13 protein-coding genes are annotated in these 13,580 nt (G+C 74.0%); 3 read left to right on the forward strand and 10 right to left on the reverse strand.

What is annotated here, in order from left to right:
- Window positions 1-13: 13 nt before the first annotated feature.
- Window positions 14-232 carry a hypothetical protein gene (locus ABGB11_RS31730; RefSeq protein ID WP_347638881.1) on the reverse strand — a complete coding sequence of 73 codons (219 nt, stop codon included), beginning with the start codon at window positions 230-232 and terminating at the stop codon, window positions 14-16.
- A 54-nt stretch (window positions 233-286) separates the two neighbouring features.
- On the opposite strand from ABGB11_RS31730, the gene pip reads away from it, so the two are divergent.
- Entirely contained in the window at window positions 287-1,246 is a 960-nt protein-coding gene (gene pip / locus ABGB11_RS31735; protein WP_347638883.1) for a prolyl aminopeptidase, read from the forward strand.
- A gap of 96 nt (window positions 1,247-1,342) precedes the next feature.
- Window positions 1,343-2,848 carry a chromosome segregation ATPase gene (locus tag ABGB11_RS31740; protein ID WP_347638885.1) on the forward strand — a complete coding sequence of 502 codons (1,506 nt, stop codon included), beginning with the start codon at window positions 1,343-1,345 and terminating at the stop codon, window positions 2,846-2,848.
- 1 nt (window position 2,849) lies between these two features.
- On the opposite strand, the gene ABGB11_RS31745 is transcribed toward ABGB11_RS31740, so the two are convergent.
- The 5 genes from ABGB11_RS31745 to sigJ all read right to left on the reverse strand — a co-directional run bounded on the left by ABGB11_RS31745 (window position 2,850) and on the right by sigJ (window position 6,431).
- Window positions 2,850-3,068, reverse strand: a complete 219-nt coding sequence (locus tag ABGB11_RS31745; RefSeq protein ID WP_347638887.1) for a hypothetical protein — start codon at window positions 3,066-3,068, stop codon at window positions 2,850-2,852.
- Window positions 3,069-3,184: 116 nt separating this feature from the next.
- Window positions 3,185-3,874: a hypothetical protein gene (locus ABGB11_RS31750; RefSeq protein WP_347638889.1), complete on the reverse strand. Its 690-nt coding sequence runs from the start codon at window positions 3,872-3,874 to the stop codon at window positions 3,185-3,187.
- Window positions 3,875-4,374: 500 nt separating this feature from the next.
- Complete coding sequence (locus ABGB11_RS31755) at window positions 4,375-4,890, reverse strand: hypothetical protein (protein ID WP_347638891.1); 516 nt, start codon at window positions 4,888-4,890, stop codon at window positions 4,375-4,377.
- A gap of 162 nt (window positions 4,891-5,052) precedes the next feature.
- Entirely contained in the window at window positions 5,053-5,409 is a 357-nt protein-coding gene (locus ABGB11_RS31760) for a hypothetical protein (protein WP_347638893.1), read from the reverse strand.
- 116 nt (window positions 5,410-5,525) lie between these two features.
- Window positions 5,526-6,431, reverse strand: coding sequence for an RNA polymerase sigma factor SigJ (gene sigJ, locus ABGB11_RS31765; protein ID WP_347638895.1), 906 nt, complete (start codon window positions 6,429-6,431; stop codon window positions 5,526-5,528).
- A gap of 148 nt (window positions 6,432-6,579) precedes the next feature.
- Here sigJ and ABGB11_RS31770 point away from each other — a divergent pair, with 148 nt between their 5' ends.
- Window positions 6,580-8,757: an MMPL family transporter gene (locus tag ABGB11_RS31770; protein ID WP_347638897.1), complete on the forward strand. Its 2,178-nt coding sequence runs from the start codon at window positions 6,580-6,582 to the stop codon at window positions 8,755-8,757.
- 44 nt (window positions 8,758-8,801) lie between these two features.
- On the opposite strand, the gene ABGB11_RS31775 is transcribed toward ABGB11_RS31770, so the two are convergent.
- The 4 genes from ABGB11_RS31775 to ABGB11_RS31790 are packed head-to-tail and all read right to left on the reverse strand — an operon-like array spanning window position 8,802 to window position 13,564.
- Entirely contained in the window at window positions 8,802-10,163 is a 1,362-nt protein-coding gene (locus tag ABGB11_RS31775) for an AAA family ATPase (protein ID WP_347638899.1), read from the reverse strand.
- Window positions 10,160-11,632 (reverse strand): hypothetical protein, encoded by a 1,473-nt coding sequence (locus tag ABGB11_RS31780; protein WP_347638901.1) that lies wholly within the window; start codon window positions 11,630-11,632, stop codon window positions 10,160-10,162. Before ABGB11_RS31780 ends, ABGB11_RS31775 begins: the two co-directional genes overlap by 4 nt.
- 7 nt (window positions 11,633-11,639) lie before the next feature.
- The gene (locus tag ABGB11_RS31785; protein ID WP_347638903.1) at window positions 11,640-12,734 is read right to left on the reverse strand and encodes a hypothetical protein; all 1,095 of its coding nucleotides are present in this window, start codon (window positions 12,732-12,734) and stop codon (window positions 11,640-11,642) included.
- Complete coding sequence (locus ABGB11_RS31790; RefSeq protein ID WP_347639025.1) at window positions 12,731-13,564, reverse strand: hypothetical protein; 834 nt, start codon at window positions 13,562-13,564, stop codon at window positions 12,731-12,733. Before ABGB11_RS31790 ends, ABGB11_RS31785 begins: the two co-directional genes overlap by 4 nt.
- Window positions 13,565-13,580 lie beyond the last annotated feature (16 nt).

Below are 13,580 nucleotides of genomic sequence, written 5' to 3' on the forward strand. Positions count from 1 at the left end.
CGGACCGCTCCGGTCAGGCCGGCTGGCGGGCGAACATCTCCAGATGCCCGCACTTCGGGCACCGCCAGGCCTCGATCTGCCAGCGCTGCTTCCCCAAGCGCTTCGCGCCGCCGAAGATGCCGCGTTCCAGCGGCCCCGCGATCCAGCGGGCGTAGCCGCGGGAGTTGTCTCCGGCGTCCTCGATGAACCCCGGCTCCAGGCCCTCGGTCCCGCACTGCGTGCACCTGTTCATTCCCGGAGGGTAATACCGACCAGAACATGATCATATATCGGGTATTAGAGGGACATGACGCTTCGGGAGTTCTACCCGCCGATCGAGCCGCACGAGTCCGGGTTCCTCGACACCGGCGACGGGAATCTGATCCACTGGGAGGAGTGCGGGAATCCCGAGGGCAAGCCCGCGGTCTTCCTGCACGGCGGGCCCGGCGGCGGGCTGTTGCCCGGCAACCGGCGGTTCTTCGACCCGTCCGCGTACCGGATCGTGCTGTTCGACCAGCGGAACTGCGGCCGGAGCCTGCCGTTCGCCGGCGACCCGGCGGTCTCGCTGGAGAACAACACCACTCCCCACCTGGTCGCCGACATCGAGCGGCTGCGCGAGCACCTGTCCATCGACCGCTGGCTCGTGTTCGGCGGGAGCTGGGGCAGCACGCTGGCCCTCTCCTATGCGCAGGCGCACCCCGACCGGGTCACCGAGTTGGTGCTGAGGGGGATCTACCTCGTCCGCCCGCAGGACGAGGCATGGGGATACACCCCCAGCGGTGCGGCGCACTTGTTCCCGGCCGAATGGGCGGCGTTCCGGGACGCGATCCCGGAGGGGGAGCGGGGCGACCTCGTCGCCGCGTACGGGCGCCGCATCCTGGTCCCTGACCCGGCGGTGCACGTCCCGGCCGCCTGCGCCTGGCTGGCGTGGGAGGACACGGCGAACACCCTCCTGCCCGTCCCGTCCCCCGACCTGGACGACGCGGTCGTCGTTGCGTTCGCCCGCATCCTGCACCACTACATCGCCAACGGCGGGTTCCTCCCGGAAGGGGGCCTCCTCGCCGGCGTCGACCGCATCCGGCACATCCCCGCCGTGATCGTCAACGGGCGCTACGACATGAAGACGCCTCTGGACCAAGCCTGGGATCTGCACCGGGCGTGGCCCGAGGCGGAGTTCCACGTCGTCGAGGACGCCGGCCACGGCGGATCGGAACCCGGTACGCGCGACCGGCTCATCGAGGCCACGGATCGCTTCGCCCGCCGGTGATCCGGGCCGATTCTCCGCGCCGCCACGACATGGTCGCCCCCACAACTACCTCGCAAGTCACTGCAGCAACTCGAAGTAGTGCGTATGGTTCATACCATGCCTAACAGCGAAGATCGCGACAATAGCGGCCCCGCGGGGGCGGCCGCGGCTCCCGGGAGCGCGGTCGCCGAGGGCTCAGCGGAGACCACCGAGACGGCGGTCGCCCGGATGGGCGACCCGGTGACGGTCTGGCCGTGCGCCAACTGCGGGCGCCCCGTCCCGCAGCCGATCGGGGCCGCCCGCGCCATCCGCTACTGCCAGGACAACGAGGGCGCCTGCGCCCGCGAGGCGCGCGAGCGCCGCGACCGGGGCCGGGACGCGCCCGGCCTCACCGGGCAGGTCGCCTCGGCGTGGGAGATGGTCGAGCGGCTGGAGAAGGCCGCCGACGCGCTCGCCGACTCGTTGACCGCCGAGCTGAGCGTCGCCGGGGTCGAGCGGCGCGTCGCCGAGGTGCGCGCCGAGGCCGCCCGCGAGCTCGCCATTGCGCAGACCGAGCGGGACGCGTCCCAGCGCAAGGCGGAGGAGGCCTGGCAGGAGGCGTCCTCGGCCCGCAAGCGCGCCGAGACGGCCGAGGCGGAGGCCGCCCGCCACCGCGAGGAGGCCAAGGTCGCCACCGCGAAGCGGGACGCCGCCCAGCAGGCGTGGGAGGAGGCGCACCAGGTCGCGCAGCAGGCGATGACGGCCAAGCTCGCCGCCGAGAGCGAACGCGACCGGGTCGCGGCCCGGGAGACCGAGCTGCTCGCCGCGCTGGAGGCGGCGCGGGCCGAGCTCGTCGGCCTGCACGCCAAGCTCTCCGAGGCGGAGGGCGCCGCCGAGTCGCAGCGCGTCGAGGCCGCGGTCGCCAAGCAGGGCGCCGACGACCTGCGCAACGCCATGCGCGACACCGAGGCGCAGCGGCAGCGCGCGATGCAGGCCGCGAGCAAGGCCGAGGCCGAGCGCGCCACCGCGCTGCGCGCCCAGTCCGAGGCCGAGGCGGAGGTCGTCCGCGCCAACGCGCGCGCCGACGAGGCGGCCAAGGAGCGCGACGCCGCCCAGGCGCAGGCCCAGGCCGCGCTGGCCGAGCGGGACGAGCTCAGCACCAAGATCAACGACCAGGCGGTGCAGCTGCGGCAGCTGTCCCAGTCGGTCGCCGAGCAGCAGGCCGCGCTCACCGCCCTCGCCGAGGAGCGCGACGCCGCCCGCGCCGAGGCCGACCGCGCCCGCCGCCAGATCGACCAGTTCACGCACAGCACGCTGTCGTCCAACTTCCCGCCGGGCGGGCGGATGCCGGGCGGCGGTCAGCCCACGCCCCCGCAGGGCCCGCCGCGCGTCCCCCTGCCGCCCGGTACGCAGGCCCCGGCCCCGGCCCCGGCCTCGCCGCCCGGCCCGCCCCCCGCCGGCGCCCCCGCGCCGAACGGGGCGCCGGCCCCCCTCGGGGCGCCCGTCCCGAACGCGGCACCCGCCCCCAACGGGGTGCCGCCGGGCTCGAACACCGGCGGTCATCCCGTCCCGGGCGCGCCCCCGAACCAGAACCGCCCCCTCAACGGCGTGGACCGGGACGACTCGCTCTTCACGGGTCCCTGACTCAGCCGCCGTACCTGATCGCCAGGAAGAGCGCCAGGCCCGCCACCGTCGTGATCAGCATGACCTGGCCGCGCTCCTTCGCCACGGTGTGCCGGAGGGTCGCCGCCCGCCGCCGGACGAGGTGCATGTCCGACGCGGCGCGGCGGGCCCGCTCCCAGTGGACGCCCATGTAGACCGCCAGGGCCACCAGCCCGAGGATGAGTAACCCGTCTCCGCGCATGAGTCCGCCTCCGTTTCCGCGGCAAGCTCAGATTGAACAGCGGATCCGGCGGCGTCCACAGTGTCCGGCGACACATTTCCGCGCATCGGTCGGAATCGGGCGGCCGCCCGGGGACCTCAGCGGCCGAACGACGCGGGGTCGACCTCGATCCAGATCTGCTCGGCGCGCCCCAGCAGGCGGCCCTCCACCCCGTACAGCGCCGTCGCCGCGTGCATCTTGCGGCCTTCCCGGCTGCGTGCGAATCCCATCACCACGCACTGCTCGCCCGCCTCCGGCACGTCCATGACCTGCGCGGTCATGGTGCCGAGCACCGCAGGCCGGCCGGCCACGTCGAACGACCAGCCGCCCGGGCAGTCCAGCGCCGCCCACACCAGCTCCCGCTCGGGCGTCCGCTCCGGCACCCACGGCGCGGCGACGGTGCCCTCGCCCACGGGCCCCGGTTCGAGCCGCAGCCCGTCCCCGGGCGCCCGGTCCGGCCCGCACACGAAGCACCCGGGGAACGGATGGTTCTCCGTGGCCCGGTACTTCTCCGCCGCGACCAGGGCCTCCTCGAACGGGACGGGCGCGATGGGCGGCACCACGATCGCCCCCGCCAGCGCCTCGGCGATCAGCCGCTCCCCGTCCCAGAGCCGCGCGCTGTGCCCGCGCTCGTCCTCCACCGTGACGGTCAGTTCCGTCTCCAGCGGCGGCGGCCGCCGCAGCGTCACCGTCACCGTGTCGATCGGCACCCGCCCCGCGAGCCGCCCCGCGACGTATCCGCCGTTCCCCGACCCCTCGGGCCCGTGAAACCGCCTATCAATGATCACTTTTGCCCCCGTGCGCACGCACCCCACAAAACGGCATCGATCCTAATAACCCCCACCGACACCGATCCTCTCGGGGTATCAGTGTTCATGGCAGTGCCCTCCTCCTTCGGGCCTGGCGGCCCTCCATCGTCGGGCACTGCGGGCGATCGCTGCATCGCTCCGACTCGCCTTGCGGCTCGCTGCGCGATCAGGTTCTCGCTTCGCTCGAACCTGCCTTCGGACGCGATCGCAACCATTGAGGTTGTTGCGGGGTTGCGGTGGTGGCTGAGGTGTGCGCGCGACCGTCCCGTCCTGTGGTCTCGCTCTGCTTGAACCTGCTTCCGGACGCGAGCGCGGCCATGCGGTTTACGCGTGGGGTGGCCGTGGGGTCTCGCTTTGGCTCGTCTTGTGGCTCGCTTCGTTGACCCTGCCTCTGGGTGGGATTGCGGGGCGTGGGGTGGCTTGGCTTTTGTGCTCGTTGGGCAGGTGGGGGCGCGCTAGGCCCGAAGAGGAGAGGAAAACTAGACAGCTCGAGAGGGCTGGGGGCGGCCTGGGCGGGTGGTGAAGAAGACCGAGAGGGAGCCTTGGAGGCGGGCGCGGACGGTCTCCTCGTCGACGGGGCCGTCCTCGGGGACCGGGGTGCGGTCGAGGGCGCGGGCGATGAGGAGTTCGACGTTGCGGTCGGCGACGAGGACGGAGCACGTGTCGCACGCGTACCAGGGGTAGAGCATGTTGAGGACGGCGACAGCGGTGTCGTCGTCCGACAGGTGCGTGGTGTCCAGTTCGACCTCGAACATGTCGGTGTCGTCGGGGTCGAGTGTGGGGTAGTACAGCCAGCTCGGTCCGGACACGCCGCAGAAGTCGCAGACGTGGTCCTGCTGGGCGGCCTCGCCGACGGCGAGTTCGAGCTCGTGGTCCCACGGCTCCACCCGCCGGTTGTGGCGGTAGCCGACGCCGTCCAGCGAGCCCTCGCGGTTGTGCGTCACGTCGTGCACCTCGCCGCCGCACCGGGCGCACATGAAGCCGATGTCCTCCATGTCCCTCCCCTGATCGCTGAGGCACCGATCTCACAGTATCCGCCCGGACGCCTCGCTCGTACCAGGCGGCGGCACTCGGGTAGCTTGAAGATCGTCACGACGCCTCCGTCCCGGCGATCCCGGCCTCCGCGCGTCCCGCGCGCCGCACACCCCGCGCGCTTCTCATACCCACGAACGGGAGGTTCCGTGTCCGAGGTCGTGCTGAACGCGGACAAGATCGATCTGGTCCGGGAGCGGCGGCCGCTGCTCGACCGCGTCACGATGACGGTGCCGGCGCTGCTGCTCCTCGACGAGCCCGCCACGGGCCTGGACGTCGCCGCCCGTGAGCGGCTGCTCGCGAGCCTCGACCAGCTGCGCGCCGACCGTCCCGGCCTGACGACCGTGCTCGTCACGCATCACCTGGAGGAGCTCCCGACCAGCACCAGCCACGCGCTGCTGCTGCGCGAGGGGCAGGTGCTCGCCTCGGGACCGGCGGCGGAGGTCCTCACGACCGAGCTGGTCAGCGCGTGCTTCGATCACCCGATCACCATCACCCGGCACAACGGCCGGTGGGCCCGACGGCGGGACCCGCCTGAAGGGCCCTCCGGGTACCACACCGAGGCATCCGCGAGACGGATGTCCGGCCGAAGCCCGTCTCAGCCCAGCTCCGGAACCTTCGCGAGCTTGTCCGGGTTGCGGATGAGGTCGATCGCGGTGATCAGCCCGGCGTCCACCGTGAACGCCATGACCGACAGTCCGCCGTCGCCGTCCCGGACCACCAGCCCGGGAACGCCGTTGACCTCGGCGGGCAGGATGTCGAACGGGCCCGCGGCCTGGGCACGGGCCAGCAGCATGCCGGCCACGAGCCCCGCCTCCCGCACGGCGTGCCGCAGCGTGACGACCTTGCCCCCGCCGTCGCCGCGCAGCACCACGTCCGGGTCGAGCAGCGCGATGAGGCCCGGCAGGTCGCCGTTCTGGCAGGCGGCCGCGAACGCCGCGATCAGCTCTCGCTGTTCGGCTTCCGTCACCGGCGTCCGCGGCCGCCCGTCCTCGACCTGCCGGCGCGCCCGCGAGGCGAGCGGCCGCACCGCCGCCGGTGTGCGGCCGACGACCTCGGCGATCTCGGGGAAGGGGACGCCGAACACGTCGTGCAGCACGAACGCGGTGCGCTCGGCGGGCGAGAGCCGCTCCAGGACGACGAGCAGAGCCATGCTCACCGACTCGTCCAGCGTGACGCGGTCGGCCGGGTCGTCGGAGCCGGCCACGACCAGCGGCTCCGGCAGCCACATGCCGACGTAGTGCTCCCGGCGTGCGCGCGCGCTGCTCAGGGTGTCGAGCGCAAGCCTGCTGACGGTGGTCGTCAGCCACGCGGCGAGGTCACGGACCGACGCGGGGTCGTCCAGCCCGCGCAGCCGCAGCCACGCCTCCTGCACGCAGTCCTCGGCCTCCACCAGTGAGCCCGTCATCGTGTAGGCCACCCGCAGCAGCCGCGGCCGGTTGCCCTCGAAGGACCGCGCCAGCATCTCCTCGGTGTCTCGTACGTCCCGCTCCGTCAGTCCCATGAGCTGTAGACGACGTAGCCGGTCCGGGTGTGACAGGGCATCCCTCCGGCGGGGTGCCCTGTCACACCTCGGAGGGCTGCGTCGTCAGGCAACGAAGCCTCATCAGGCCGACCCATGGACGCCGACGACCCTCCGGGGGGAAGAGATCATGACACTGACCGATACGGACCGGGAAGAGAACACCCGGCCACCTGCGCGGCGAGGAGTGTTCGTCCGCGTCGCGGGCTTCGCCCACCGCCGCCGATGGCTCGCCCTGATCCTGTGGGTGGCGGTCCTGGCCGGCGTCTGGGCCGCCGCGTCGGTCACGGGCGACGACTACCGCAACGACTTCTCCCTCCCCGGCACCGAGTCGCAGCAGGCCGCCGACCTGCTGGCCGAGCACGGCGCCGCCCGTGCGGGGGACACCGTCGAGATCGTTCTGCACGACGAGGGCGGCCTGCGCGAGCCCGGCGTCCAGAAGCGCGTGGGGGACATGCTCGACGAGGTCGCGGGACTGCCCAAGGTCGGCCAGGTCCACAGCCCGTACGACGGCGAGGGCGCGGTCAGCGGGGACGGCACGATCGGCTACGCCACCGTGGTGCTCGACGTTCCCTCGCAGGACATGCCCAAGAACGACACCCAGCGCATCTTCGACACCGCTCAGGAGGTCGAGGGCGACGGGCTCCAGGCCGAGCTGGGCGGCGATGCGGCCCGGCTGCTCGGAGAGGGCGGGGGCGGTTCCGCGGAGGGCGTGGGGCTGATCGCGGCGCTGGTCATCCTCGTGCTGATGTTCGGCACGGTCATCGCCGCCGGGCTGCCCATCATCATCGCCCTGTTCGCCGTCGGGTCCACGGTCGGCGGCATCGTCGTGGCGTCGCACGTCTTCACGATCGCCGAGTGGACCCCGCCGGTGATGATCCTGGTCGGCCTTGGCGTCGGCATCGACTACGCGCTGCTCGTCTTCGCCCGCTACCGCGCCGAGCTGGTGCGCGGCGCGGAGCCGGAACGGGCCACCGTGAACGCGCTCGACGCCGCCGGCCGCTCGGTGTTCTTCGCCGGCTGCACCGTCATCCTGGCGCTGCTCGGCCTCGTCGCCTTCGGTCTCGGCTCGCTGCAGGGCATGGCGCTGTCGGTCGCGCTGACCGTGCTGATGACCATGCTCGCCGCCCTGACCCTGCTGCCGGCCCTGCTCGGCGTCTTCGGCCGCCGGTTCGCCCGCCAGTTCACCCGGCGCGCCGAGCGGCGCGAAGCCAAGGGCAAGGCCGTCGAGGGCACCGTATGGCGGCGGCTCGCCGCCGCGGTGCAGCGGCGCCCGCTGGCCTCCCTGCTGGCGGCGGCGGTGGTCCTCGGGGTTCTCGCCTTTCCGGCACTGGGCATGCGGCTCGGGTTCTCGGACGCGGGCAGCGACGCGCCCGAGACGACCAGCCGGCAGGCCTACGACCTGCTCTCCGAAGGCTTCGGCCCCGGCTTCAACGGCCCGCTGCTGGTGGTGGCCGACGGCGGTACGGGCGGCGCCGCCCAGGCCGGTGCCGAGGCGACCCGCGCGCTGAACGGCACCCCGGGCGTGCAGGCCGCCGCGGACCCCGTGCCCACGCCGGACGGCGAGGCCGCGACCATCCTCGCCTTCCCCTCCTCCGCACCGCAGGACGAGGAGACCTCCGAACTGGTCGGCACACTGCGCGACGACGTACTGCCGGAACTGTCCGATCGGAACGGTGCCCGGTACCTGGTCGGCGGAGCCACGGCCGCGTCCGAGGACTACTCCGGCAAGGTCGCCGACCGGCTGCCGCTCTTCATGGCCATCGTCGTCGGCCTCTCCGTGCTCCTGCTGATGGCGGTGTTCCGCTCGGTGCTCGTCCCGCTGAAGGCCGCGCTGCTGAACCTGCTCAGCATCGGCGTCGCGCTCGGAGCGATGACCCTGGTATTCCAGGACGGCCGGCTCGGCGTGGAGCCCGGCCCGATCGAGGCGTACCTGCCGGTGATGGTCTTCGCCATCGTCTTCGGGCTCTCCATGGACTACGAGATCTTCCTGATCTCCCGGATCCACGAGGAGTGGACGCGCTCCGAGGACCCCTCCCACGCCGTGCGGGAGGGGCTGGCCCACACCGGCTCGGTGATCACCGCGGCCGGCGCGATCATGGTCGTGATCTTCGGCGCCTTCATGCTCAGCCCGCAGCGGCTGCTCCAGCAGGCCGGCTTCGGCATGGCGGTGGCGATCTTCGTGGACGCCGTCGTCATCCGCTGCCTGATCGTTCCGGCGGCGATGGAGCTGATGGGCCGCCGCGCCTGGTGGCTGCCGGCGCCGCTGGCCCGGCTGCTGCCCAAGGTCGAGATGGAGCGGCACTGAGCGCGGCGCCACCGGCCGTCCAGGCGCCGACCGTTCGCCCGGCGCTAGCCGCCCGCGACGCGGTGCCGGGCCAGGTGGGCGAGGACCGACTGGTTCGCCTCCCACCCGTCCGGGAACTTCACCGGCACGCCGAGGTGCACCGGTTCGGCGGACGGGTGCGCGTCCAGTAGCTCGGGGATCCCCGCCCGCGCGACGACGATGCAGGCGTGCCGATGCCGCGAGGTGAGGACGCAGAGCCGCCCCGACTCCAGGTGGAACGCGGTCGCGTCGCGGCGCCCCGACAGCGGATGCAGGACGACCGTCACGTCGTACTCGCGGCCCTGGAGGCGGTTCGCGGTGTCGACGGTGACGCCTTCGCCGTGCGGGCCGAGCGCGGCGCGGATCGCGGTCACCTGGTCGCGGTGCGCGGCGCCGATCGCGACGCGTCCCGCGTCGACCGGCCCCGATCCCAGTTCGGAGTGCGCGACGGGGCCGCGCTGCAGCAGCCGGACGGCGAGCGCCGCCGTGGCCCGGACGGCCTCGGTGTCGGTCCGCAGCGTGTGCCGCGCGGGCAGCTCGTACAGGGCCCAGCCGGTGGACGCCGCCTCTTCGAGCGCGCGGTCGTAGGTGGTGCCCATGCCGCGCGTCGCGTACTCCAGGCGCCGGTCGCCCGGCCCCGTCCCGGCGCGGAAGCCCGTGAACGGGTAGAACGCCTCGGACACGACGGGCGCCGCGGACGCGGGCAGCCGCCACGACACCGGCAGCCGGTGCACGGGCAGGTCCGGGTTGTGCGCGAGCAGGACGGAGACGGCGCTGCGCAGCGGGTCCCAGGTCAGCCCCGCCCAGCGCTCGACCTCCACCGTGGAGAACGGGTCGAGCTGGCCGGGGTCGCCGACGAAGAGGGCCCGCTCGAAGCGCCCGGCGATGCGCAGCAGCATGTCCGAGCGCATCTGGTACGCCTCGTCGACGATCGCCCACGGCCACGACCCGTCCGAGAGGGTCGCCCACTTCGCGGCGGTCGCGATCACGACGGTGTGCTCGGCGAGGTCGTCGGCCTTCTGCGCGATCCGCACCGCCGGATGCGCCAGCACCCGCTCGGACGGGACGTACCCCGACGCCGACAGCCGCCCCAGCGTGATGCCGGGATGCTTCCCGGCGATCCGCTCGATGAGGTCGTCCACCTGCTCGTTCGTCTGCGCGACGATCATGAGCCGCTCGCCGGCCTCGGCCAGGTGCGCGGCGGCCCGCACCACCAGCGTCGACTTGCCCGCGCCCGGCGGGGAGTCGACCACCACGCCGCGGTGCCCGCCGCCGAGATCGGCCAGGACCGCGTCGACGACTCGTGCGGCCGCCTCCCCGGGAGCGAGCGGCGAAAGGTCCGGTTCGGCCGCCACCGGCGTCAGGTGGCGGCCCGCGTGTTCGGTCACGACCATTCCTCTTCGGCGTCCTCGTCGGTCGGCACGTAGTCGGCGGGCGGCCCGCCGTGCGTCCACGGTGTGTCGTCCCGGTCGGGGAACTTCGCCGCGCCGAACGAGCCCTCTGTGAGCGACGTGAAGCACACCCGGTCGCCCACCTCCGGCACGGCGCCCGCCTCCGGGGTGAGCTTGCGCCCCATCCCGCCGGTCAGCTCCAGCACGACGCCGCCGTCGTCCAGCTCCACGATCCTCCCCTTGAGCGCGGGCCGGGCCGCGTTGCACACGGTCGTCCCCGGGTCCAGGCGCACCGGGTCCAGGGTCTGCACCCGCAGCAGCGGGCGGAGCTTCGGCCGTTTCCCGGTCTCGTCCAGCCGGGTCGGGTCGCATTCGGTGACCGTTCCGCCGAACGCCTGGCCGGCCAGCCGGTGCTCGGCCATCACCAGCGGGTCGTCGAACGCCCGCTGCGCGTCGTAGGCGTCCTGCGCGCGTTCGAGGTCGTGCAGCCGCCGCGCCGCGCGGACGGGCGGGTCGCGGCGCGCCTGGGGATACGCCTCGCCGAACGTCTGGTGGTAGTAGGTGAAGGCGTCCCGGTCGCGCTCCCACCGGCGCGGCACGCTCGCCCCCTCCGGCAGCGCGCGCAGCAGCTCGACGGCCCGCCACATCAGGCCCCACGTCGGGGTGAGCTGGCCCTCGATCGTGCTGCGCAGCCGCTCCTCGGCGCGCGAGCCGGTGCCCGCCCGGTCGTAGGCGGCGATCGCCGGCGCGAGGACCTCGTTGTCGAACGTCGGGTCGGTCGTCGGCCCCGCCGGCGGCCAGAGCACCGGGTCCTCGGCGCGGGCCGCGGCGGCCGGGCCGTCGAGGCCGTCCGGCGGGTCGATCCAGCCCATCAGCGCGGCGAGGTTGCCGTCCTCCAGCGAGCTCTGGCCCGTGGCCCAGTGCAGCCGCAGCAGCTCGGTCACGGCGCCCAGCAGCGACGACCCGGGATGGTCGTGGCGGTCGGCGAACCACGTCAGCCAGCGGCCGAGCACCGGCACCGCCGGGTCCACCGCGTACGGGCCCTCGGTGCTGCGGAACCTCGTCGAGCGGCCCAGCAGCCGCAGGAACGCGACGCCGCCCCGGTTCGGGACGAGCAGCTGCGGCGCGTCCCCGTACCGGATCCTCTCATCGCCGTCCTTGCCGGGCGGCAGCTCCTCCACCGCGCCCCGGCTCGTCTCGATGTGGTTCAGGACGAGCTTGGCGAGGCTCGCCGCGAACGCGAACCGCAGGTCGCGGTTGCGCGGCTGCGGGACGACCAGCAGCGTCGGGTCGTCCGGCGCGCTGCCGGCCAGCACGGCCAGCGGCGCGGCCGCCTCCCCGGCGAGCTTCAGCGGGACGAGGACCAGCGGCGCGTCCGAGACGTGGCAGTGCCGGACGGTCGCGAGGGGCTGCGCGATGCCGGCGGCCACCGCCTGCAACCGCGCGAGCGAGGACAGCGCGCTCATGGACGGATCACGCGGCCCCGTGCAGGGCTTCCGCGCGCAGCCGGGCCGCGGCCCGCAGCTGCGCGGCCGTCTCGGCCAGGTCGTCGGACGGGTGCATCTTCCCGTCCGCCAGGGACAGCGCGGTGCCGACCGTGTCGACCCCGCCGAGGTCGTCGCGGACGGACCGGCCGAGCGCGCCCGTCGCCCCGCACGCGCGCGCCTCGTCCCGGCAGAACAGCGCCATCTCGCACCCCGACATGCATTCCGGCGAGTACCGGGCCTCCACCGCGCGGACCGACGCGTCGAGCGCCTCGCCGGGCCCGAACGTCAGGTCGCCGGGCAGCTCCACCAGGATGTCGTCGATCCGGGTGAGCCGCGCGAGCTGCCGTTCGAGGACGGCGAGCTGCGGCCGCACGTCCAGTGGCGTCGCGGTCGGGCGGTTGGAGAAGTTCTCCGGGCAGACGAGGAAGACGTCGTGCGAGACGCGCGCCGGGTCGTGCCCCAGCTCGGCGACCAGCCGGCGCAGCGCGAGCACGTACACCGCCGACTGCCTCGCCGCCGCGGCGACCTGCTCCGGCTCGGCCTGCCCGTCCACCACGGCGAACGACTTGATCTCGATGACGTGCAGCCGGCCCGCGAACTGGAACGCGATCACGTCCGGCTCCAGGTAGGCCGGGTGCCCGGCGATCTCCAGCCGCAGCAGCGGATGGTCGAACAGCGTCCCCTCGCCGCCCTCCAGCGCGCGGGCGAGCAGCCGCCGGGTGCGCGAGTGCCGCAGCTCCCGGCCCTCGTTGCCCGCGACGACCTCCAGGTCGTCGTAGGAGACCTCGGGGACGTCGAGGCCGAGCCGCTCGCGCAGCAGCGTCAGCAGCTCCGCGCACCCGTCCGCCTTCACCTGCGCCTCGAACACGTTCCCGCGCGTGATCGCGAACTGCGACTGGCCGAACGGCGCGGGGAAGCCCAGCTCCCGCGCCACCGCGTCCTTGTCGACCCCCGCCGCGTCCATCACGCCGCGGCGGGCGCAGCCGGGGTTGGCGGTCAGCGCGGCGATGGTGCGGGCGTCGTGATTGCGCGGGGGTGTTCCGCCGCGCAGCCGGTCCAGGTCCGGCGCGGTCTCGGTCATCGGTCCGTCTCTCCATTGATGGCGGGGTGTCGGCCGCGGCCACGCAGGGACCGCAGCCGGCTGCCGAACAGCCGTTCCGCGTCGTCGAGCCGCTCCCGGGCGCGGGCGGCGGCGGCCTCGCGGCGCCGCCGGTCCGGTTCCCGGTGCACGTCCAGCTCGGCCCGGGCGGCCTCGGCCAGCGCGGACGGCTCGACCGTACCGACCGTACCGGTGACCGCACCGGGAATGTTGGACGCGAAACGCCACAGCAGCCGCTGTACTCCGGGCGGCGGCGTCCCGCGCCCGGCGTGCTCGGCGAGGCGCACCGCCGACGTGAGGAAGTCGGTGCGCGGGCTCAGCGGGCCGACGATCCGCTGCTCCAGCGGCCACGTGCTCACGGTGAGCAGCCCGCGGGCCGGTGCGAGGAGGTCGGCGGTCAGCGCGGCGCACAGGTAGTACGGCCGGGCGTAGGGGGAGGTGCGGAACGAGCGCTCCTCGTCGCGCCGCAGGCTCGTCAGCCGGCTCCCGGGGATCTCGCCGGGGAAGAACGCCGCGTACACCGAGCCGATCAGCTTGGGCGCGGCCGGCACGCCGAGCAGCGTGAGCGCCTGGTGGACCTGCTCCCGGACGGGCAGCAGCCCGCGCTCGCCGCTTTCCGGACGCTCCGCCGCCGGGCCGCCAGAGCCGAGGACCGCGTCGTCCCACGCGCTCTCGGCCCGGCGCAGCTCGGCGCGCAGCGCGCGTGCCCGGTCCCGGTCGCCGGACGCCATGGCCCGGCGCACGTCGGCGCGCAGCTCGGCGATGCGCGCCTCCAGCTCGTCGGGGGTCGGGACGCCGGGGGACCGGGGCATGGCGCAGACAGTACAG

The organism is Actinomadura sp. B10D3, assembly GCF_039871695.1.
Classification (GTDB): Bacteria; Actinomycetota; Actinomycetes; order Streptosporangiales; family Streptosporangiaceae; genus Spirillospora; species Spirillospora madurae.

Bases quoted from the DNA above. Each gene is read 5' to 3' on its own strand.
- ABGB11_RS31730 (WP_347638881.1), bottom strand. From the start codon at position 232: ATGAACAGGTGCACGCAGTGCGGGACCGAGGGCCTGGAGCCGGGGTTC.
- pip (WP_347638883.1), top strand. From the start codon at position 287: ATGACGCTTCGGGAGTTCTACCCGCCGATCGAGCCGCACGAGTCCGGG.
- ABGB11_RS31740 (WP_347638885.1), top strand. From the start codon at position 1,343: ATGCCTAACAGCGAAGATCGCGACAATAGCGGCCCCGCGGGGGCGGCC.
- ABGB11_RS31745 (WP_347638887.1), bottom strand. From the start codon at position 3,068: ATGCGCGGAGACGGGTTACTCATCCTCGGGCTGGTGGCCCTGGCGGTC.
- ABGB11_RS31755 (WP_347638891.1), bottom strand. From the start codon at position 4,890: ATGGAGGACATCGGCTTCATGTGCGCCCGGTGCGGCGGCGAGGTGCAC.
- sigJ (WP_347638895.1), bottom strand. From the start codon at position 6,431: ATGGGACTGACGGAGCGGGACGTACGAGACACCGAGGAGATGCTGGCG.
- ABGB11_RS31770 (WP_347638897.1), top strand. From the start codon at position 6,580: ATGACACTGACCGATACGGACCGGGAAGAGAACACCCGGCCACCTGCG.
- ABGB11_RS31780 (WP_347638901.1), bottom strand. From the start codon at position 11,632: ATGAGCGCGCTGTCCTCGCTCGCGCGGTTGCAGGCGGTGGCCGCCGGC.
- ABGB11_RS31785 (WP_347638903.1), bottom strand. From the start codon at position 12,734: ATGACCGAGACCGCGCCGGACCTGGACCGGCTGCGCGGCGGAACACCC.
- ABGB11_RS31790 (WP_347639025.1), bottom strand. From the start codon at position 13,564: ATGCCCCGGTCCCCCGGCGTCCCGACCCCCGACGAGCTGGAGGCGCGC.